Source organism: Nocardia citri (genome assembly GCF_054065835.1).
The window spans coordinates 1-19901 of sequence record NZ_JBSUQM010000035.1 but is presented as its reverse complement, the minus strand read 5'-3'; the positions used below and the strand labels follow the sequence as shown (position 1 = coordinate 19901).

General features: G+C 65.2%; 16 protein-coding genes. 8 read left to right on the top strand and 8 right to left on the bottom strand.

Features of this window, described 5'->3' with window-relative positions; all coding sequences use genetic code 11:
- Positions 1-6: 6 nt before the first annotated feature.
- Entirely contained in the window at positions 7-909 is a 903-nt protein-coding gene (locus tag ACW2Q0_RS28800; RefSeq protein ID WP_457194064.1) for a nuclease-related domain-containing protein, read from the top strand.
- A gap of 92 nt (positions 910-1001) precedes the next feature.
- The gene (locus ACW2Q0_RS28795) at positions 1002-1640 is read left to right on the top strand and encodes a phosphatase PAP2 family protein (RefSeq protein WP_457194063.1); all 639 of its coding nucleotides are present in this window, start codon (positions 1002-1004) and stop codon (positions 1638-1640) included.
- Here the strand turns inward: ACW2Q0_RS28795 and ACW2Q0_RS28790 are convergent.
- Entirely contained in the window at positions 1637-3583 is a 1947-nt protein-coding gene (locus tag ACW2Q0_RS28790) for an acyl-CoA dehydrogenase family protein (protein ID WP_457194089.1), read from the bottom strand. The two genes, ACW2Q0_RS28795 and ACW2Q0_RS28790, sit on opposite strands and share 4 nt — an antisense overlap.
- Positions 3584-3829: 246 nt before the next feature.
- Here ACW2Q0_RS28790 and ACW2Q0_RS28785 point away from each other — a divergent pair, with 246 nt between their 5' ends.
- The 3 genes from ACW2Q0_RS28785 to ACW2Q0_RS28775 are packed head-to-tail and all read left to right on the top strand — an operon-like array spanning position 3830 to position 7031.
- Positions 3830-4465, top strand: a complete 636-nt coding sequence (locus ACW2Q0_RS28785) for a TetR family transcriptional regulator (RefSeq protein WP_457194062.1) — start codon at positions 3830-3832, stop codon at positions 4463-4465.
- Complete coding sequence (locus ACW2Q0_RS28780; RefSeq protein ID WP_457194061.1) at positions 4465-5397, top strand: ABC transporter ATP-binding protein; 933 nt, start codon at positions 4465-4467, stop codon at positions 5395-5397. Before ACW2Q0_RS28785 ends, ACW2Q0_RS28780 begins: the two co-directional genes overlap by 1 nt.
- Complete coding sequence (locus ACW2Q0_RS28775; RefSeq protein WP_457194060.1) at positions 5394-7031, top strand: ABC transporter permease; 1638 nt, start codon at positions 5394-5396, stop codon at positions 7029-7031. The genes ACW2Q0_RS28780 and ACW2Q0_RS28775 overlap by 4 nt, the downstream gene beginning before the upstream one ends.
- 185 nt (positions 7032-7216) lie before the next feature.
- Here ACW2Q0_RS28775 and ACW2Q0_RS28770 read toward each other — a convergent pair whose 3' ends face one another.
- Positions 7217-8071, bottom strand: a complete 855-nt coding sequence (locus ACW2Q0_RS28770) for an LLM class F420-dependent oxidoreductase (RefSeq protein WP_457194059.1) — start codon at positions 8069-8071, stop codon at positions 7217-7219.
- 179 nt (positions 8072-8250) lie between these two features.
- Here ACW2Q0_RS28770 and ACW2Q0_RS28765 point away from each other — a divergent pair, with 179 nt between their 5' ends.
- Together ACW2Q0_RS28765 and ACW2Q0_RS28760 are read left to right on the top strand one after the other, a co-directional pair.
- Positions 8251-9795: a threonine/serine ThrE exporter family protein gene (locus ACW2Q0_RS28765; RefSeq protein ID WP_457194088.1), complete on the top strand. Its 1545-nt coding sequence runs from the start codon at positions 8251-8253 to the stop codon at positions 9793-9795.
- A gap of 102 nt (positions 9796-9897) precedes the next feature.
- Complete coding sequence (locus ACW2Q0_RS28760) at positions 9898-10560, top strand: biliverdin-producing heme oxygenase (protein ID WP_457194058.1); 663 nt, start codon at positions 9898-9900, stop codon at positions 10558-10560.
- Positions 10561-10658: 98 nt separating this feature from the next.
- Here ACW2Q0_RS28760 and ACW2Q0_RS28755 read toward each other — a convergent pair whose 3' ends face one another.
- From ACW2Q0_RS28755 to ACW2Q0_RS28730, 6 genes are all read right to left on the bottom strand, one after another.
- A complete protein-coding gene (locus tag ACW2Q0_RS28755; RefSeq protein WP_457194057.1) occupies positions 10659-11192 on the bottom strand; it encodes a sigma-70 family RNA polymerase sigma factor in 534 nt (177 codons plus the stop codon).
- 328 nt (positions 11193-11520) lie between these two features.
- On the bottom strand, positions 11521-12240 hold the full coding sequence (locus tag ACW2Q0_RS28750; RefSeq protein ID WP_457194056.1) for a GAF and ANTAR domain-containing protein: 720 nt from the start codon (positions 12238-12240) through the stop codon (positions 11521-11523).
- Between the two features lie 721 nt (positions 12241-12961).
- Entirely contained in the window at positions 12962-13705 is a 744-nt protein-coding gene (locus ACW2Q0_RS28745; RefSeq protein ID WP_457194055.1) for a GAF and ANTAR domain-containing protein, read from the bottom strand.
- Between the two features lie 203 nt (positions 13706-13908).
- Positions 13909-15936 carry an SDR family oxidoreductase gene (locus tag ACW2Q0_RS28740; RefSeq protein WP_457194054.1) on the bottom strand — a complete coding sequence of 676 codons (2028 nt, stop codon included), beginning with the start codon at positions 15934-15936 and terminating at the stop codon, positions 13909-13911.
- Between the two features lie 302 nt (positions 15937-16238).
- On the bottom strand, positions 16239-17936 hold the full coding sequence (locus tag ACW2Q0_RS28735) for a bifunctional metallophosphatase/5'-nucleotidase (RefSeq protein WP_457194053.1): 1698 nt from the start codon (positions 17934-17936) through the stop codon (positions 16239-16241).
- Positions 17937-18048: 112 nt separating this feature from the next.
- Positions 18049-19110 (bottom strand): zinc-binding alcohol dehydrogenase family protein, encoded by a 1062-nt coding sequence (locus ACW2Q0_RS28730; RefSeq protein WP_457194052.1) that lies wholly within the window; start codon positions 19108-19110, stop codon positions 18049-18051.
- Positions 19111-19249: 139 nt separating this feature from the next.
- Here ACW2Q0_RS28730 and ACW2Q0_RS28725 point away from each other — a divergent pair.
- Positions 19250-19901: TetR/AcrR family transcriptional regulator (locus tag ACW2Q0_RS28725; RefSeq protein ID WP_457194051.1), on the top strand; the 652-nt coding region annotated here is incomplete at its 3' end.

Below are 19901 nucleotides of genomic sequence, written 5' to 3'. Positions count from 1 at the left end.
TCGCGAATGCTCGTGCGAGTACAGAACCCGGCAGGCACCAATGCCGAGCGGGCGCTGATCGATTGGCTGCGCACCTGGAAGGATCCGGCCAGCCCGCACGGCGTCGCCACGGTCAATTGCAGTCTGTTCCACAATGATCGGCTGCATCAGTTCGACGCGGTGGTCTGGACTCCGACCAGTTGCGTGGTGATCGAGGCCGAGACGCTGGTCGCGCGCCAGGACGGTGTACTGGAGGTGCCGCTCAGCGGTCCGTGGACTATCTCCGGACAGCCGATCGCCAGCGAGGCCCGTGATCGTCGCACCCCGCTGGACAAATCGCGCGAACACACACTCGCACTGCAGAATTGGCTGGCCGCGCGCGGTCTCGGTCAACGTGCGGTGCACGGTGTCGCGCTGGTCGTGCCGCTGCGTGGTGCCGAGTTGTCGGTCAAGCAGGAATGGAGCGATCCGAGTTTCGATGTGATCCTCGGAACCGATCCGCAACGGCTGCGGCATTATTTCGAGACACTCGCCGAATCCGAGAAGAACATCCATCTGTGGACGGCCAACGATGTCGCGGTGGCCTTCCGCAGCCTCGGCATCCTGCCTTATCTGCCTGCCCCACAGGATCTGATCAACGAGGGTTTCCTCGGTCCGATCGATATCACGTTGTGGCACGGCGGCCCACAGCAGGCGCAGGCGGAGGCCTACGCCGTGGAGTTGGCGCGGGCCGAACGAGAGGCCAACGCTTCGCCCCTGGTCATCGAGGCGCCCTGGTACAGCCCGTGGAAGCTGTATCCGCGGCAGGCGGGCGATATGGATCTCGGCCGGGCGTTCATGCGCATCACCCTGGCGGTCGGCATGCTCATCGCCGCCGCGTGGGTGATCTGGTTCGTGATCAGTGCGGTACTGACCTACGGGCCGGGCTGAGCACGAGCGGGTCCGGCGGGCGTCGGCCGCGCCGCGACGGACGGTGATCCCGCGACCGATGGGTCTGGTCGCGGGTGCCCTATCGTCGAGCGGTGATTGTGAAACGGGAGGGGTGGCTCGGCCGGATCCGTGCGAACTTTGTGGTGCTGTGCGTGGTAATCGCCGGTCTCGGCATCGCGGTTGCGCTACCGTTGACCTTCCCCGACGACGGCGCTGCCACCGATCTGGATCGCGCGCTCGCCCAGCCGATCCACTCGGCACTAGACCATCATCCCGGCGGCTACGAGGCGCTGGTGATCCCGAGCAATGGCTATATCCTGATCCCGCTATTGCTCGCGGCCGCCGCCTGGTTCGGCTATCTGGGGAAGTGGCGGCGGGCCGTGGCGATGGTGGTGATTCCCGAGGTCGTGGTCGGACTCGACAGCTGGGTCCTCAAACCGCTGTGGGATCGACCGTTGCACGACTATCTCGCGTATCCGAGCGGACATACCGCGCATCTGGTCGCGATTGCCACCACATTCGTCGTACTGACCGAATCGACGCGAGCGCGCGCGGTGACCGTCGTGGTCGCCACCGCCGCAGTGGTCTGCGCCGCGATCGGCATGATCGGCCTCGGCTATCATCTGCCCACCGATATTCTCGGTGGCGCGGCGGTGGCGATCGCACTGGTCGTCGCGTGTTGGAAGCTCACCGAGCGATTCGTCTCGGACCGGACGCGCGTGGACGCCTAGATCCGCTGCGCCGTCATCCGGCTATTCGTACGACCGAACACGCTCGCATCATCCAGTAGCGCCGCCCGCAACATGCCCTCCGGCACACCCATGCCCTCGACCAGCGTCAAGGCATCCGGTCGCAGCCGGTCGACCAGTTCATTGACGCCGCGACGCACTGCCTTCGCACGTTCGACCGACATGAACCGGTGCATGATGAACCACGCCTGGTTCTCCTCGAGCATCGAGTAGACGTACAGATCGCAAACGGTCGCGGCGAGCTCGCGGGCCTGCGGATCCTCGATTCCGCCGATACCCTCGATGAACGCCTCGAGGATCAGCCGGTCGATGTGCGCGGTGCCCGCGGCGAGGATATGGTCCTGCGCATTGTTGAACGCCTCGAACGGCGCTGTGTCCTCGGCGCGGGCGCGCAGCCGATGTCCGGCGGTGCGCACCAGATAGTCCTCACGATCGGCGAACAGTTGCAGTTGCACCGAGCGGCGCGACAGGTCGCCGTCGTCGACGGTGTCGTCACTTCGGTCACGTAGGGTCTGGATCAGTTGGCGCACACCTGAACGCTTGCGCACTACATCGCCGGCCATAGTGGCGGCGAAGCGCACCCAGCCGAGCGCGTCCATATCGCGGATCTCATCGGAGTAGGCGGTGAGTACCTCCTTGGCCACCAACTGGGTGAGCACGACATTGTCGCCCTCGAAGGTGGTGAACACATCGGTATCGGCCTTCAGGGTGACCAGGCGATTCTCGGTGAGATAACCGGCACCGCCGCAGGCTTCGCGACATTCCTGGATGGCTCGGGTGGCGAACCGGGTCTGCGCGACCTTGAGTCCGGCAGCCCGCTTCTCCAGGGCGCGTTGCGCGCCCGGAGCGAGGTCCTGACCGGTCTGCACCAAATGCATGCGGCGTACCAGATCGTTCTGCGCGAAGGCGAGTGCGTACGACCGGGCGATCAAGGGCAGCAGCCGCCGCTGATGAACGCGATAGTCCAGCAGCAAGGTCTCCTGGCCGCTGTCCGGGTCCGAGAATTGGCGACGCTTCAGGGCATACCGCGTGGCAATGCTCAAGGCGACCCGTGCACCCGCCGCGGCCGCACCCCCGACGCTGACCCGCCCGCGCACCAAAGTGCCCAGCGTGGTGAAGAATCGGCGGCTCGGATTCTCGATATCGGAACTGTAGGTACCGTCCGGTGCGACATCGGCGTACCGGTTCAGCAGGTTCTCCCGGGGAATGCGGACCTGGTCGAAGACGATGCGGCCGTTGTCGACACCGGCCAGCCCGCCCTTGAGGCCGTCGTCGTAGGTGGTCACGCCCGGCAGGTCGGCACCGTGTTCATCCCGGATCGGCACCAGGAAGCAGTGCACCCCCTGGCTCTTCCCCTCGGCGATCAGCTGTGCGAAAACCGCTGCCATCCTGGCATGTTCGGCCGCGCCGCCGATGTAGTCCTTACGTGCCGACGGTGTCGGTGAATGGACGACGAACTCCTGGGTCCGCGGATCGTAGGTCGCGGTCGTCTCCAGATTCGCGACATCGCTGCCGTGTCCGGATTCGGTCATCGCGAAACAGCCGAGCAGATCCAGTGATATCAGCCGTTTGACAACATCGCGATGGCGTTCGGTCCCCAGATTCTCCACGGCACCGCCGAACAACCCCCACTGCACACCGGATTTCACCCACAGCGACAGGTCCGCATAGGCCAGCATCTCCAGCCCGACCACCGCGGCACCCGGCTCGCCCGTACCCCCGTGCTCGCGCCGGAAACCGGCCTCCGCGAATCCCATTGTCGCGATGACGCGCATCTGCTCGAGCACCCGGGCCCGGGCCGCGTGGTAGTCGAGATAGGGGTCGCCGGCAAACCGGTTGTCGGCCAGCCGCTGTCTGGCTTCGGCGCGAACCGCGCGCCATGGACCGTCGAGCGCATCGCGCAGGTGGTCCGATGTCGAGGGAATCTCGGTGTCAGCCATGGCACCGACACTAGCGTTTCACCGACGACCGGCGACCGGTTCGCGCCGCTCGCATTCCACCCTCATCGACCGCATCCAAGGCGCTGAACAGCGGATTCGTCCGTCGCAAATATCGTGACACGACATCTGCGCCGAGCTCTTGCTTTACCGTTGAACACGCGTTTAATATACTAAACATGTGTTCAACCAGAGAGCCGTATCGCAAGGACCCGCCGAGCTAGGAGGTGCCGCGTGACGCCGACCCCGAATTCGGATCTCAGCACCGCAGCCCGCATTCGCGATATCGCGATCGAGGTGTTCGGTGACAACGGATTCCAGGTCGGAGTGCGCGCGATCGCCGCAGCGGCCGGTGTCTCCCCCGGACTGGTCAACCATCACTTCGGCTCCAAGGACGGCCTGCGGGCCGCCTGCGACGAGCGGGTGCTGGAGTTGATCCGGGACCAGAAGTGGAAAGCCGCCACCGAGCCGAACGTCGCCAAAGGCATGCTCACCGCGATGTCCGAGATCGAGTCATACGGCCCGCTGGTCGCCTATATGGTGCGTAGCCTGCAGGCGGGCGGGCCGTTGGCCGAATCACTGCTCGAGCACATGATCTCGGATGCCGAGGAGTACATCCAGGCAGGCGTCGAGGCGGGCACCCTCAAGCCGAGCCGTGATCCGGCAGCGCGGGCCAGATATCTGACGATGGTCAATGTCGGCGCGACCGTCCTGTACTTCACCCTGCTGCAACAGCGCGACGAAAAGCCCAACTACCGCAAACTCGTTCGCACCTTGACCGAGGAGTTCGTGTTGCCCGCCGCCGAGCTCTACACCCAGGGATTCCTCACAGACCCAACGATTTTGGACACACTCACCAAGGAGATCTGATGTCCGACATCATCGAAGTTCGCGACCTGCACAAGAACTTCGGCCATGTCGCCGCCCTCGACGGACTGAACCTCACAGTCCGCGAAGGCGAAATCCATGGCTTCCTCGGCCCGAACGGCGCGGGTAAGTCGACGACAATCCGTATCCTGCTCGGCATCCTGCGCGCCAGCTCCGGCGCGGCCCGGCTGCTCGGGCGCGACCCGTGGACCGATGCGGTCGAACTGCACCGCGAACTCGCTTATGTACCAGGCGATGTCACACTGTGGCCGTCGCTGTCCGGCGGGGAGACCATCGATCTGCTCGCCAGAATGCGCGGAGAGATCAATCCGCGGCGGCGCGCCGAATTGATCGAGCGGTTCGATCTGGATCCGCGTAAGAAAGCACGCACCTACTCGAAAGGCAACCGGCAGAAGGTCGCATTGATCTCCGCACTCGCCTCCGATGTGCGTCTGCTGCTGCTCGACGAGCCGACCTCCGGCCTGGATCCATTGATGGAAAAGGTATTTCGCGAATGCGTCGAGGACGCCAAACAGCGCGGCACCACGGTGCTGCTGTCGAGCCACATCCTCTCCGAGGTGGAGGCGCTGTGTGACCGGGTGACCATCATCCGGGCCGGGCGCACCGTGGAGAGCGGATCGCTGTCGGATATGCGGCACCTGTCGCGCACCTCCATCACCGCCGAATTGCTTGGTGACCCAGGCGATCTCAGCCGCATCCCCGGTGTCGAGGACATCGAACGCGACGGTTCGACGCTGCGTTGCCAGGTGGACGGAGAGCATCTCGGCCAGCTGATCCGGATCCTCGGCGATGTCGGAGTGCGCAGCCTCACCAGCGCGCCGCCGACCCTGGAGGAGCTGTTCATGCGGCATTACCACGTCGACGGCGCGACGTCCGAGCAGGCGAAGGCGACTATGCAGAAGGTGGGATCATGACAACCGCAACCGCGGGCGGCACGCGTTACGCCGCACCCGCCGTGCGCGGGTCGACCGACTTCGCCGGTACTGCCCGATTGCTGCGACTGTTCCTGCGTCGCGACCGAATTGTTTTGCCGCTGTGGGTACTTGCCTTCGGATTGCTACCCGCCTTCTACGTCAGCAGCGCCAAGGCCGTCTATACCACACAAGCCGACCTCGATCACGCGGCGAAGTCTGTGATGGAAAGCCCGGCGCTGGTCGCTATGTACGGGCCGGTCTTCAGCACCGATCTCGGCTCGGTCGGACTGTGGAAGGCCGGGCCGTTCTACGCGATGATCGCGATCGCGACGATCCTCACCGTCATCCGGCACACCCGGGTCGAGGAGGAGACCGGTCGCGCGGAATTGGTCGGCGCCACCAGCATCGGCCGTTATGCCGGGTTGACCGCCGTCATGATCATGACGGCGACCGGCTGTCTGATCATCGCCATCCTGAGTGCCCTCGCGCTCTACGGCAGCGACCTGCCGGCCGCCGGTTCGCTGGCATACGGCGCGACGCTCGGCAGTTCCGGTCTGGTCTGGGCCGGGGTCGCCGCCATCGCGGCACAGGTGAGCGTGAGTGCGCGAGTCGCGCGCGGGGTGGCATTCGGCACACTCGGCACCGCCTTCGCGGTGCGCGCGGTCGGCGACGCCGGAAATGGTGTGCTGTCGTGGTTTTCGCCACTCGGCTGGTGTATCAATATGCGGCCGTATGCGAATGAGCGCTGGTGGGTGCTGATTCCGCTGATCACCCTCGCCATGGCGACCACTATCGCCGCGTATATGCTTCTGCGGCAACGTGATACCGGTTCTGGGCTGCTCGCCGAGCGCCCTGGTGCACCGGTGGCGGCGTCCACACTGTCCGGTCCATCCGGACTCGCTTGGCGACTGCAGCGCGGCTCGCTGCTGGCCTGGTCCATCGGCTTCCTGCTCTACGGGTCGCTGATGGGCGGTGCCATCAACAGCGTCGGCGATATGCTCAACAACAGTAAGCAGGTCCGCGATGTGATCAATCGGATGGGCGGCACCGATGTGCTGCAGAATTCGTTCATCACCTTCGCCCTCAGCATGCTGGCCATCGCGGCATCGGCCTACTCCATCTCGGCGGTGCTGCGGCTGCACGAGGAGGAATCCAGCCAGCGCGCCGAGGCCACACTGGCCGGTTCGGTGAGCCGAGAACGCTACGCGCTCAGCCATATCGCCATCGCGCTGCTCGGACCGGTGGTGCTGTTGTTCGTCGCGGGTGCGGCAGTCGGCGTCATCTACGGCATCTCGGATGGCGATCTGGCGGGCAAACTCGGCGACTGCCTCGCCGCCGCAGCGGTACAACTGCCCGCGGTGTGGGTGCTCACCGCGATCACCGTGGTGATTTACGGGCTCGCGCCGCGCTATACGCCGGTCGCCTGGGGCGTGCTGAGCACGATGATCATTATTTTCGTCATCGGTGCGCTCGACGGACTCCCGCAATGGGTGCGCGATCTGGTTCCCTTCACGCACCCGCCGAAGCTGCCCGGCTCAGCCTTCGAGGCCGCGCCGATACTGTGGCTGCTCGGGATCGTGGTCGTGCTGCTCGGGGTCGGGATCGTCGGCTTCCGTCGCCGCGATCTGCGCTGAGATACGAATAACAGCGCCCCGCAACGGGTTTCATCGCCCGCTGCGGGGCAGCTGTTGCGCCTTCTCAGTCATCGAGGCCCCCGTGTGGCGAGTGCGCGATTATCGGCGTGGCCGGTGTGCTGATCGGATTGCTCGTCGCGCGCAGACGACGCGGTCAGCGGAAAGCCCGCTGACATCAACCGGTGTCAGCGGGCTGCTTCGATATCGAGCTTCCTGGCGAGGCGGGTCAGGTAGGTGCGTACGTCATCGGCGTCGCGATCCGGCAGACCGAAAACCGCTTCGGTGATACCCAATTCGGTCCACTGCGCGAGTTGCGCCGCATCGTGACGTCCGGCCAGTGCGATGATCTCGGGGCTGCTCTCGCGCTCGTGTTCGCGCCAAACCCGATGCAGCAGTTCGATCTTTTCCCCGAGGCCGTCCTCGGTCGGGGTGGTGAGCCAGCCGTCGGCGTTCTCGGCCAGCCAGGTGAACGATTGCTCGGTACCGGCCGCGCCGAGAATCACCGGAATCCGCTTCTGCACCGGCTTGGGCCAGGACCAACTCGGCCCGAAATTCACGAATCGTCCCGCGAAGCTGGCCTCGTCCTCCGACCACAACGCGCGCATGGCATCCAGATGTTCACGCAATACCGTCCTACGTTTATTCGCGGGCACCCCGTGATGTGCCATTTCGTCGGTATTCCAACCGAATCCGACGCCGAGGCTGACCCGGCCGCCGGACAGATGATCCAGCGAGGCAAGGGTTTTGGCGAGGGTGATCGGATGGTGCTCGGCGGGCAGGGCGACCGCGGTGGACAGTGTGATCCGGCTGGTGACCGACGCCGCGGTGGCCAATGCGACCCACGGGTCCAGCGTGCGCAGATACCGGTCGTCGGGCAGGTTCGCATCCCCGGTGCGCGGATGCGCTGCCGCCCGAACCACCGGGATGTGGGTGTGTTCGGGCACGTAGAAGGCGTCGAATCCGGCTTGTTCGGCGGCCGCGGCCGCATCGGCGGGTGTAATGCCCCGGTCACTGGTGAACAACACAATTCCGTACCGCACCGCGCGCTCCCATTCGCTTACTACTGCTTGCGGGTCGCTCGAAGGACCAGCGAATTAGAACAAGTTCTATCACCTTCGGCGGCTTCGGCCAAGTGTCCGGACAATCGTCTGGTCATCGGCACGGGCCCTCGTACCACCACGGATGCGAACCGCGGACTCGAATGACTACGGTCGCGCATATGGGTCCGGACACTTTTCCAGAGGGAGACGACACCGCCCCGAGCGATCCGGCTGCTTGGCGGCCGCGATTACGCTTCCTCCGAGCACCCCGAACACCGGTCGTCAAACAGGCGGTCGACCTCCTGATCGCCGACCGTCCCGCCACCGCCGACACCATCGTCGCCGCGCCGACACCGCTGCAGCCCATCGATCTCACCGATGATGCCCGCGTCGCGGAGGTCCTCGACTTGGCCGTGCGGGTAGGCGAGGTCGTGCTCGCCTCCGGGACCGGTGTCAACGACACCATGACCCAGGTGCGCTTCATCGCCGCCACCTACGGCCTGTCCCGCTGCGATATCGATGTCACCTACGACGCGATCAGGATCTGGGCCGACCGCGGCCCCATGCTGCCGCCCGCCAGCACCATGCGGGTGGTCAAGTACCGCTCCCTGGATTTCACCCGCCTCGCCGCGGTCGACCGGCTCACCCGTCGCATCCGCAATGAGGTCGTCCCGCCCGGGGACGCGCGCGCCCGCCTGGACGCGATCACCTCCGCGCCGCATCCATACCACCGCTGGGTCGCCACGTTGGGCTGGTCGCTGCTGGCGGCATCGATCGCGGCGCTGCTCGGCGGCGGCTGGCTGGCCGCTGCGGTCAGCTTCGGCACCACCCTGGCCATCGACCGCGTCAATCGCATCCTGAATCGCTACGGGCTGCCGTTCTTCTTCCAGCATGTGGCCGGCGGCGCGATCGCCGCGACACCCGCACTGCTCCTGGCCACCCTCGCGATAATTCTGCGTATCGATGTCGACCCGACACTGATCATCGCGGCCGGAATCACTGTGCTGCTGAGTGGATTGCAGCTGGTCGGCGCGGTACAGGACGCGATAACCGGCGCGCCGATCACCGCGACTGCCCGCATGCTCGAGGTCATGATGATGACCGGCGGCATTATCGCGGGCATCGCGATGGCACTGCGGGTCGGCGATATCCTCGGTGCCACGATCCCGCCCGTCTATCTGACCTCCAGCCGCGATATCACCGATCTGCCGATCAAGATCGCGGCCGGTGCGGTCGCGGCGCTGGCGTTCGCACTCGCCTGCTACGCCGAGCGCCGGGCGCTCGCCGCGGCGGCATTCGGCGGTGCCGCGGGCACGATCTGTTTTCTGCTCATACAAAATCTGGGCTTCGGTCCGGTGATCTCCTCCGCGGTCGCCGCGACGCTGGTCGGTCTGGCCGGTGGCCTGATGGCGCGCCGATCACTGACTCCCCCATTGGTCGTCGCGGTCGCGGGCATCACCCCGCTGCTGCCAGGTCTCAAGGTGTATCGCGGGCTGTATGCCCTGCTCAACGACGAATTGTTGATCGGAGCCAATCAGGTGCTCGCGGCGATCGGTGTCGGCTGTGCGCTGGCCGCGGGCGTCACGCTCGGCGAATGGTTCGACCGTACCGTGCGCAGGCCGCGCATTCTGAGCCGATTCGGGTCGATCCGACGGCCGGTCATCGTGCGCCGACGCAGAACGCCGCGAATTTCGCTGCGTCGCGAATCCGGTCGTCGTCCATAATGCACACGTAGCTACCGGGGACTGCCGGTATGGTTACACGGATCGGTCAGGGTGCCCAAAACTATTGCGACCATCCCTTCGGCATCGGTGAGGTGGTTCAGAATGTCGGATACCGTCCCGTTCTCCACCGCGATCCGCAGCGCCACCGCACGACAGCACGAGGAGGCGGAGAACTCCTCGTTCATCAGTGACATGCTCGGCGGCGAACTCGGCATCGATTCCTACCACCGCTATACCGCCCAACTCTGGTTCATCTACCGCGCCCTGGAACATCGCTGGGAAGACCTGGCCGACGATCCGATCGCGGGGCCGTTCATGCGTCCGGAACTGGCCAGGACCGCGGAGTTGGAACGCGATCTCGCGCACCTCATCGGCTCCGATTGGCGTGACGCCCTCCAGGCGCTGCCCGCCACCGCCGCCTACGCCGCCCGCGTCGATGAATGTGCCCGCAATTGGCCCGCCGGATATATCGCGCACCACTACACCCGCTATCTCGGTGACCTCTCGGGCGGCCAGGTCATCCGGGGCACCGCCGAGAAGTTGTGGAACCTCCCGCATCGCGGCGACGGTGTGCGCTTTTACGTTTTCGACGCGCTCGGCAATCCGGCGGCCTTCAAACGCGAATACCGCGAACTGCTCGACCAACTGTCGCTCGACGATCTCGAACGCCGCCGGGTGCTCGACGAAGGAAAGTGGGCCTTCGCACTGAATTCCGCCGTATTCGCCGAACTCGCTGCCGAATTCCCGGCCCGACGCCCCTGCTGATCAGCATGGATCAATAGGCCCGCGCGCGACCGCGCCTGTGATCGGAACCGGCGAGCGCAGCGCGCCACTCGCCGTGGCGCGAACAGTCTGGAAGCCGATCAGTTGTGGTGCGATTTCGACAGATCGGCTCGCAGGTGTTCCAAGCCTGCCCGGATCCGGGATTTGACCGTGGGAAGACCGACACCGAGATGCTCCGCTACCTCGGGATAGCTGAGTCCGGAGTAGTACGCGAGCGCGATGGATTCGTGCTGGAGTGCGGTCAGATGGGTGAGGCTGCGACGCAAGGCGTCCCTTTCGTCGTGTCGCACCGCCGCCTCGGCCACCACGTCGGTCGGGGGCTGATAATCGCGACTGCCCCACGAGTGGTTGTGGTCCATGGTGGCGCGTTCGTGCCGGACCCGGTCCACGGCCTGGCGATGGGCCAGCATGCGCAACCAGGTGAGCACCGAACCGCGGTGCTCGTCGAACTCGACCGCACAGCGCCACACCTCGAGGTAGACGTCGTGACAGGTCTCTTCGGCGTACCCGGGGTCGCGCACGATCGCCAGCACGCGCCCGTAGACCAGGCCGCGGGTGCGGCGATAGAACTGCGCGAAGGCCTCTTGATCGCCGACACCGATACGATGTACCAATTCGGCCTCGACACCGGAAGATTCGATATCAATCGGATCACGAACGGGACGAGGAACGGACCGCAGTGTGGTTGGGATTCGTTCGGGCCGATGCGAAATGCGTTCGGACCGAGGTGAAACGAGCATTATCACGATTGCCCCCAGACAAGCAAGTGATGCGACCAGCAAGTTGAATTCGACGTATGAAGCTGCGTCGAAGCAGGCCGTCGAGGGCATGGACGGCTGTGGCGAGAACGGGATCCGGCCGGGGACCGGGGCCGGTAGTACAACTTTCACATTACCGCGCCGCGCGCACATGATCACGCACTTTCCGCAGTGAGGGTTTAACTCAGACGCGCAGTCCGAGTTCGACGATCCCTTTCGCCACCGCGTGTACGGCGACCCGATTCTTGCGTGCATGTGTGCGGATCAGTTCGAACGCGACCTCCGGCGTGGTCTGCCTGGCATTGGCGATTACGCCCTTGGCCTGTTCGATGACGATCCGCGAATCCAGCGCATGCTGCAACTGCGCGGTCATACGCTGCTGACGCCGCAATACGTTCGAGTTGAGGATATGGCCGGTCGCCATGCTCGCCAACAGCCCACCGACCGAAAGATCCTGGTCGGTCCAGCCCTGCGGGCTCGGACCGTAGAGACCGAGCACGCCGACCGTGGTCTCACCGGCCCGCATGGGGATCTCGGCCAACGACGACAGGCCGTGCCGGACCGCCTCGGCGGCGAACTCCGGCCAACGCTGCCGGTGTCGACCGATATCGTCGATCGCGATGGGTTTGCCGGACCGGAGCGCGTCCACGCTCGGACCGCGCTCGCTGTGATGCTGGCACAATTCCATGGCCACCAGCTCGTCCGGAGCGGCGGCGGCCAGGCGGGATCGCTCATCGGGTGTGCCGGTCTCGTCCGGCATCAGCGTCACGGTGCAACCCACCAGGTCGAGCGCGACAATCGCGCTGTTCATCAACTGGCGCACCATCTCTGCTGTGTCACCGATTGCGGGAAGCAGTTCGGCCAGCCGCGCTGCTGCGGCAACCAGCACCTCATTGTCAGACAAGCGAATCACCTCGCATGCGCGAAAGTAGGTTGTCCCCTCGAGTCCCGCGCCACACTTGCCGACCTTCCCATGGTATGGCTGAACGAAGTCAAACACCACAATTTCGACACGACCATGCTCCTTTGAATTATCCAGCTACCCATCGGATTCCATTGACCGGCCATCGGATAGTGGCCGACATGACTACGATCCGAATGCCACCATCGACGACATGGCTCCACCCTGACCATGCACAATGATGTGCCTAGTTAGGTGCTATTTTCGCTGAATTCTCTCGGTTCAAATGTGCCGCATCGCGGCGAGTAGCAATCACCGCGACGGAATACTGCAATGGCGCCCTATTCGACGATCAACAGCACAACCGATCCACGGGATTCGATCCAGTTATCAGGGTTCACTCGTACGCGCTGTCGAATCTCTGGCGAGCGATTTCGACGGGGTCGAACTGTGTCAGCAGCGACTGGCGGCCGGTACCGAAGTCACCGGCGTGACCGATGCCGGATTGTTGCTAGCCGACCAACGCGGTGAGCTACAGGTACTTGCCTCAACCAACGAGTCGCTGCGACTGCTCGGTTTGTTACAGCGCGAGGGGCCGAGCCTGCACGCCTATCCGAACAAGACCGCGGCAGCGATCCCCGATCCACGCTACGAATGGGTGGCCGGAGTTCGCGGTGACAATGTCGAAGGACCCATCGATCTGCGGCCGACGCGGCGGAACGAATCAGGTATCGAAGCGGATCCGGTTGTCCACGACCAGCGCCGCGACCTCGGCCAGCGACAACCCGTGCGAGAAGGCGTAGGCGCGCAGGCGCGCATAAGCATCGGGTGCGCGAATATCCAACTGTGCGAGTACGACTCCGGCCGCCTGGTGGATCGTGCGGCTGGTCAGCGGCTGATCCCACCACTGCGCCGCGGCATGTACGGATTTCGCCGATCCGGCTACCAATTGCGCGATGACCAGATCGGCGATATGCAACCCCGCCGAAATCATGTCCGGTTCCGGCTTGCCCGGCTCGGCCCGATACAGATCGAGCACGCCCAAGCACACCACACCCAACTGTAACGGCACCGCGACCATCGACCCCGCCACCGCCGCCCCGGCCACCGCCGCCCGGTTCAATTCATCGGCGAACCCCGGCCACCGCACCTCGGTTTCGGCCAGATCGGCCACCAGCACCGGCACACCGGCGACGACGGCGTCCACGGCGGGCCCCTGCCCGGCGGTGGCCTGCACCGCCTCCACCCACGCTGCCACCGAATCGCTCGTGGCCCACGGCTGCAGTCCGGCATCGCGTTCCCGGATCAGGATCGCGGCACGCTGCACCGGCAGCACCCGCACACAGGCGCCGCACAGGGCGGTCATCCTACGACCTTCGGCCGACAGCCTTGTCAGAAACTCGAGGGCCGACAAGAATTCATCGGTCAACTGCTCGAACTGCCCCACACCATTCCTACGAACTTTCACGACCGTTATCCCTGCCACGAGTTCAATCGGTCCCTTGTCCCAGGATTCGTCACCACGGGGGCACTGGACCGCAACTACGCGGCAGGAAATACGGCGGCTCGGCATCGCAAGAATACGAAACGCCGATCGTCCACATCAGGGCCGAACGTCCGACGGTCGGCGCAGGCACGCCGAGTACGACGATCAGCCCAACGTGGGCACGGTCACCAGTGCAAGCCGGGGATGACGCGGGTGACCCGCGCGGCCGGGCCGGGCAATGTCATCAGCGGCAGCATCACGGGAGCGAGGTAGGACAGCGCATTGCGACCGGAGTGCTGATCCTGCTCCTCGGCAGTGGTCGACACCGCCGCCTGCTTCCCCTGCGCCGCACGCGATTCACCGAACCAGCGGAACCCCTGGTGCATGATTGTCCGCTTGACCGAGGGCATCAGCAGTTCTACCGCCTGGGCGAAAGTGCCGACCGGGGTGTCGATGCGGTGCGGGCGATCCTCGATGGCGCGCACCACGATGGCGGCGGCGCGATCCGGATCCGGCACCGGCAGTGAGCGGTAGAGATCGGTCGGCGCGATCATCGGCGTGCGCACCAATGGCATGCGCACCGAGGTGAAACTGATTCCCGCATCGCGATTTTCGACCGCAGCAATTTCGCTGAAGTTGTCCAGTGCGGATTTGCTCGCCACATACGCGGCGAAGCGCGGCACCTTGGTCTGCACGGCGATCGAGGAGATATTCACGATATGTCCGAAGCGCCGCGCCCGCATCGACGGCAGCAGCGCGAGAATCAGTCGCACGGCACCGAAGTAATTGACGGCCATGGTTCGCTCGAAATCGTGCATGCGGTCGGTGGAATTCACCACTGAACGACGGATCGACCGCCCCGCATTGTTCACCAGATAATCGACGTGACCGTGATCGGCGAGTACCGCGGCGACCAAATCGTCCACACCGTCGGAATCGGTGATATCGCACGGATAGGCGTGGGCGACACCACCTTCGGCCCGCACCGACTCCGCCGCCGTGTGTAGGTCCTCGACACCGCGCGCCACCATCAGCACGGTCGCACCGCGCTGCGCGACGGCATGGGCGGTTGCCAGGCCGATTCCGGAGGACGCTCCGGTGATCAGGACGATGCAGCCGTCCAGCGGATCACCGCTGTCGCCGGGGCGATCCCGGTTCGGGTCCAGGTGCTCGGCCCAGTACCGCCACAGCCGCTCGGCGTAGCTGTCGAACGAGGGCACCGACAAACCCGACCCGCGCAACTGCGCCCGTGTGGAGTCGGAGACGAATTCCGCCGAGAACGAGGTATGCGGCGCGACCGCGGCCGGAATTCCCAACTGTGTCAACAGGAAATCGCGCACCGTCGCCACGCCCGGGAGGTGGGCGAGCCCGTTCAGCGCGAGTGCGCTGCCGGGCACCGTGCCGATTCCGGTCGGCGCACCCGCCGCGGCCGCCAACGCGCCGTAGATATCGCCGAACGGCTGCGGTTCGGGGTTGACAAGGTGGAATGTGCGTCCGTCGAGACCCTTGCGTCGCACCAGCTCGACCATCGCACCCGCCACGTAGTCGACCGGCACGATATTGGTGGCCCCCAGATCCGGCAGTAGCATCGGCAGTTCGGCCGGCAGTGCGCCGAGGCGCGAAATGGCCGGGAAGAAATAGTACGGTCCGTCGATCTTGTCCATCTCACCGGTGCGCGAATCCCCGACCACGATCGCCGGCCGATACACCCGCCAGCGCACCCCCTCGGATTCGCGGACCAGCTTCTCCGCGGCGAATTTGGTCCGGTGGTACGGCGAGGTCAGGCGCTGACCGAGGTCGAAATCCTCCTCGAAGAATTTGCCCCTGTAGTCACCTGCGACGGCCACCGAGGAGACGTGGTGCAGTACGGCGCCCAATTCGCGGGCCAGGTCCAGCACCGAGCGCGTACCCATGACATTGGCCGCGTGCGCGGTCTGCTCATCGGCGGTCATGTCGTAGACCGCACCGAGGTGGATCACATGGTCGGCCGCGGGTGCTTCCTCGATCAAACCGAGACCCTCGGCGGTCAGATCACCGAGCATCGGAAAGGCGCGTTCGCCACCGGTCCAGCCCGCGGCGAGTTCGCTGAATTTCGCCACCGACGCGGTGCGAACCAAAACATGCACAATGGCTTCGGAATCCGCTGCCAGCAGTTCCTGAACCACCCGCCGGCCCAAGAATCCGGTTCCGCCCGTCACGATGAAAGTCGTCATCGCATTTCCTCCTGCTGTCGCACTCGAATTGCATTGTCATACAAGCGCGCCCGGCATGCAGCAGTGAATGCGGACATCATTGATTCGGCACCAAGCCAAAAGTTGGCCGATCCGAAGCAGGAACACCATTGGCCTACTGATGAGTAACTTTAACCGCCCCAGCTGGCCCCGGGCAAGGAAACCGCGATTCGGGCGATGTGTGACTCGTCACCAATGGGCCCGGCTAATATTTTGTGTTACAACAGTTTTCAGTTAATCCCGAACGCGAATCCTGAATCAGGACACCGCGTTTGCCCACCGGCTTACCGTTTCTCGGCACGAGCGGGTGGGGATTCGAGCGGCGGACGACCCTTCAGGTAGGTCTCGAAAGCATCAAGATCGATTGGCCCGACAGTTTTGTCGGCGCTCTCGGTGAAGACGGTGAAACCGTCACCGCCCGAAGCCAGGAAGCTGTTGGTGGTGATGCGGTAGGTGGCGACCGGATTGAGAGGTTGACCGCCGATGCGCACGCTCTCGGCGACTACTTTGCTGCCCTTCGGACTCGACTCGGCGTAGGTGTAGGTGAGCCCGGCGGGTGAGAGCACGGTCGCTTTTCCATTGGCCCATTGCTGTTCGAGCAGACGCAAGATCTGATTGCCGGTCATGGTGACTGTAACGATCTGATTACCGAATGGCTGGACGCTGTAGATATCGCCGTAGCTGATCTGACCGGACTTCAGATCGGTGCGCACACCGCCCGGATTCATGAAGGCCGCGACCGCCGCCGCGGGTGCGGCCGCGGTGACCGAGAGCATCGAATCGGCGATGACATCACCGAGCGGGGATTCGCCGGAGTCCGCCGGTTCATGTGGCAGCGACGCCGCCGCGATGCCGACCGGCCGCTCCGCGCGCGGCTTGGCCTGCTCGGCGTAGAAGTCGATGAGGGAGGCGGTGGCCGCGTCCGGAGTAACATCTCGCGTCACCACCCGATTGACCGCCGATGCCTGCACGCCGTCGGCGCCGAAGCGAAGGGTGACATCGGTGATCAGCCGACCGTAGGAAGCGGCCTGGGTGACCAGCTTGCCGTCGATGGTGCAGACATACGGCTGGTGCGAATGTCCGGTGAACAGCACCCGCACCGCAGGATCGACATCTGTTGCCAATGCGGTGACCTCGGGGGAGATATTCGCACAACCGTTGTAGTCGACCGGCATGTTCTGGGCCGTTTTCTGCACGCCGCCGTCGTGCAGCAGCGCCACCACCGTCTGCGCACCGGCCGACTTCACCTCGGGGACATAGCGATTGATCGCCGCGACCTCGTCGCCGAAGGTGTAGCCCCGAATACCTTCCGGAAAAACAATACTCGCGGTCTCGGGCGTCACCGTGCCGATGACACCGATCTTGTGGCCACCGACCTCGAGCATCGTCCACGGCCGCAGCGTGGGCGGCAGCTTACCGTCGGCATCGGTGACATTGGCGGCCAGCAGCGGGAACTTCGCTCCGGTGAACGGCGCGCCGGGCGAGCATCCGGCGACCGCGCATCCGCCCTGCTGCAGTCGCGCCAATTCGAGGACGCCGTTGTCGAATTCGTGATTGCCCACCGAGGAGGCGGCCAGTCCGATGGAATTCAGGAAGGTAATGGTCGGCTCGTCGTGGAAGAGTCCGGAGACCAGCGGGCTCGCACCGATATTGTCGCCCGCCGACACCACCGCACTGGCCGGATACGCCGTCTTCAACCGAGCCAGATGGGTGGCGAGATAGGCCGCACCGCCCGCGTCGTATCCGGCGATCTTGCCGGTCGAACCCGCAGGTGGTTGCAGATTGCCGTGGAAATCGTTGAGGCCGAACAGATGTATCTCGTCCGACCGCGCGCCGCGCAGATCGTCGGTCGAGATGAGTGGGATCACCCCCGGTGCGCTCGGGGTGGTGTGACTGCTGTCCGATGCGGTACCGCACCCCGCCACCAGGGTGATGCTGGCGAGTCCCGCAATGATCATGCCGATGCGGCGGTGGGCTGTCATAGTCCGACTGTCCCACGCCCGGGTGCCATCGGCATGAATCTCACGCGAACACACCCACCGCGGGGTCGGGGCTCGACGCAGCCGCGCGGATTCGCCGTTTCGATTCGGGCGCCTATGGGATGAGGACCGCTGCGCCGGTGAAACGTCCGTGCGCGAGATCCGCGAGAGCGCGATCCGCTGTACCGAGGGAGTACCCCGTTGTGGTCACGTGTATGCGGTGTTCGCCCGCCAGGGTGAGGAATTCGCGTGCGTCGGCGCGGGTATTGGCAGTCACCGAGCGAATCTCGCGCTCCTGGAACAGATGCCGCTGATAGTTCAGCGCCGGGATATCGCTCAGATGGATGCCCGCTATCGCGAGGATGCCGCCGCGGTCGAGCGCTTCCAACGCGGGCAGCACGAGCTCGCCGACCGGTGCGAACAAGATCGCCGAATCCAATTGCACCGGAGGCCGATCCGCCGCACCCCGCACCGAGGCGGCACCCAGATCGGCGGCCAGCTCACGCGCGGCCGGATCCCGGGTCATCACATGCACCTCGGCACCGCGCGCCAGTGCCACCTGCATGGCGATATGCGCACTGCCGCCGAAGCCGTAGATCCCGAGTCGCCCACCCGTGGGCAGATCGGCACGCTGCAGTGCCCGATAGCCGATGATCCCGGCACACAGTAGCGGTGCGGTTTCCATATCGTCGTATCCGGTGGGCAGCCGATGCGCGTAAGCCGACGGAACAGTGGCATATTCGGCGTAGCCGCCGTCCGCGTCCCAGCCGGTGTACTCCGAATTCGGGCACAGATTCTCCGCGCCGCGCAGACAGTACCGGCAGATGCCGCAGGTGTGGCGCAACCAGGCGATGCCCACGCGATCGCCGACTACGAATTCGGAAGCCGAAGAACCAGGTGCCCCAGCGGATCCCGACGCCATTGTCGGCCCTTGCGCCACCACCTCCCCCACCACCTCGTGTCCCGGCACAACACCGGGCCGATGCACCGGCAGATCCCGCTCGGCGACATGTAGGTCGGTACGACAGACCCCGCAGGCCAGCACTCGCACCAGGAGTTCACCGGCCGCGGGTTCGGGCACCGCCTCACGAACGAAGTCGAGCGGTCCGCCATCGACCGGCCCCGGCCGCCGCACCCGCCAGCCGGTCATGCCGGTGCTCGGCGCATTCGCATTCATACCGATCACTCCTCACCGATGGGGAACGGTCTCCTCGGATTATCCATGCCGACGCCGCTCGTCCTCCGTGCCACCGGAGGCGAGTCGGGCCTGCTGATACATTTTTGTATCGAATACACTGCTGTATCGAACCGACCGGATGCCGAGGAGGTGCGCGTTGGCATCGACCACCGATGCGGATACCCCGGCGCGCCGGGCGACCCCCCGACGCACCCAAACCCGCAAACGGCTGCTCTGCGCCGCATATCAGGTCTTCGCCGAGGAAGGCTTCGGCCGCGCCTCGGTGGAGCGCGTCTGCGACCGGGCCGGATTCACCCGAGGCGCCTTCTACTCCAACTTCACCTCGCTGGACGAGCTGTTCCTGGCAATGTGGGAGCAGCGATCGGCCGCCATGATCGCCGGCGTCCGCGCGAGTCTCGACGGCTTCTCGGTCGAGGGCGACGCCGATATCCGCGCCGCGATCGAGCGCTTGGACCGCGCCGTGCCGATCGATGAGGACTGGTTCCGCATTACCGCCGAGTTCACCTCGCACGCGCTGCGGACGCCCGGCCTGCGACGGGTGATGGCCGAACGTGAGGAGGCGATCATCGCAGCGTTGATGCCGACGATCGTCACCGCGCTCGCCCGTGTCGGCCGGACGGTTCCGGATCCCGACGCACTCGGTCAGGCCCTGGTCGCGGTGCACGACGGCACCGCCGTTCAGGTGCTGATGGAGCCACGCAGCCGCAAGGTGCGCACCCGCCGCACCGACCTTTTCTGCCACCTCGTGCTGGCCTACAGCACCGAAACCG

Bases quoted from the DNA above. Each gene is read 5' to 3' on its own strand.
- ACW2Q0_RS28800 (WP_457194064.1), top strand. From the start codon at position 7: ATGCTCGTGCGAGTACAGAACCCGGCAGGCACCAATGCCGAGCGGGCG.
- ACW2Q0_RS28780 (WP_457194061.1), top strand. From the start codon at position 4,465: ATGTCCGACATCATCGAAGTTCGCGACCTGCACAAGAACTTCGGCCAT.
- ACW2Q0_RS28775 (WP_457194060.1), top strand. From the start codon at position 5,394: ATGACAACCGCAACCGCGGGCGGCACGCGTTACGCCGCACCCGCCGTG.
- ACW2Q0_RS28765 (WP_457194088.1), top strand. From the start codon at position 8,251: ATGGGTCCGGACACTTTTCCAGAGGGAGACGACACCGCCCCGAGCGAT.
- ACW2Q0_RS28760 (WP_457194058.1), top strand. From the start codon at position 9,898: ATGTCGGATACCGTCCCGTTCTCCACCGCGATCCGCAGCGCCACCGCA.
- ACW2Q0_RS28740 (WP_457194054.1), bottom strand. From the start codon at position 15,936: ATGACGACTTTCATCGTGACGGGCGGAACCGGATTCTTGGGCCGGCGG.
- ACW2Q0_RS28735 (WP_457194053.1), bottom strand. From the start codon at position 17,936: ATGACAGCCCACCGCCGCATCGGCATGATCATTGCGGGACTCGCCAGC.
- ACW2Q0_RS28730 (WP_457194052.1), bottom strand. From the start codon at position 19,110: ATGAATGCGAATGCGCCGAGCACCGGCATGACCGGCTGGCGGGTGCGG.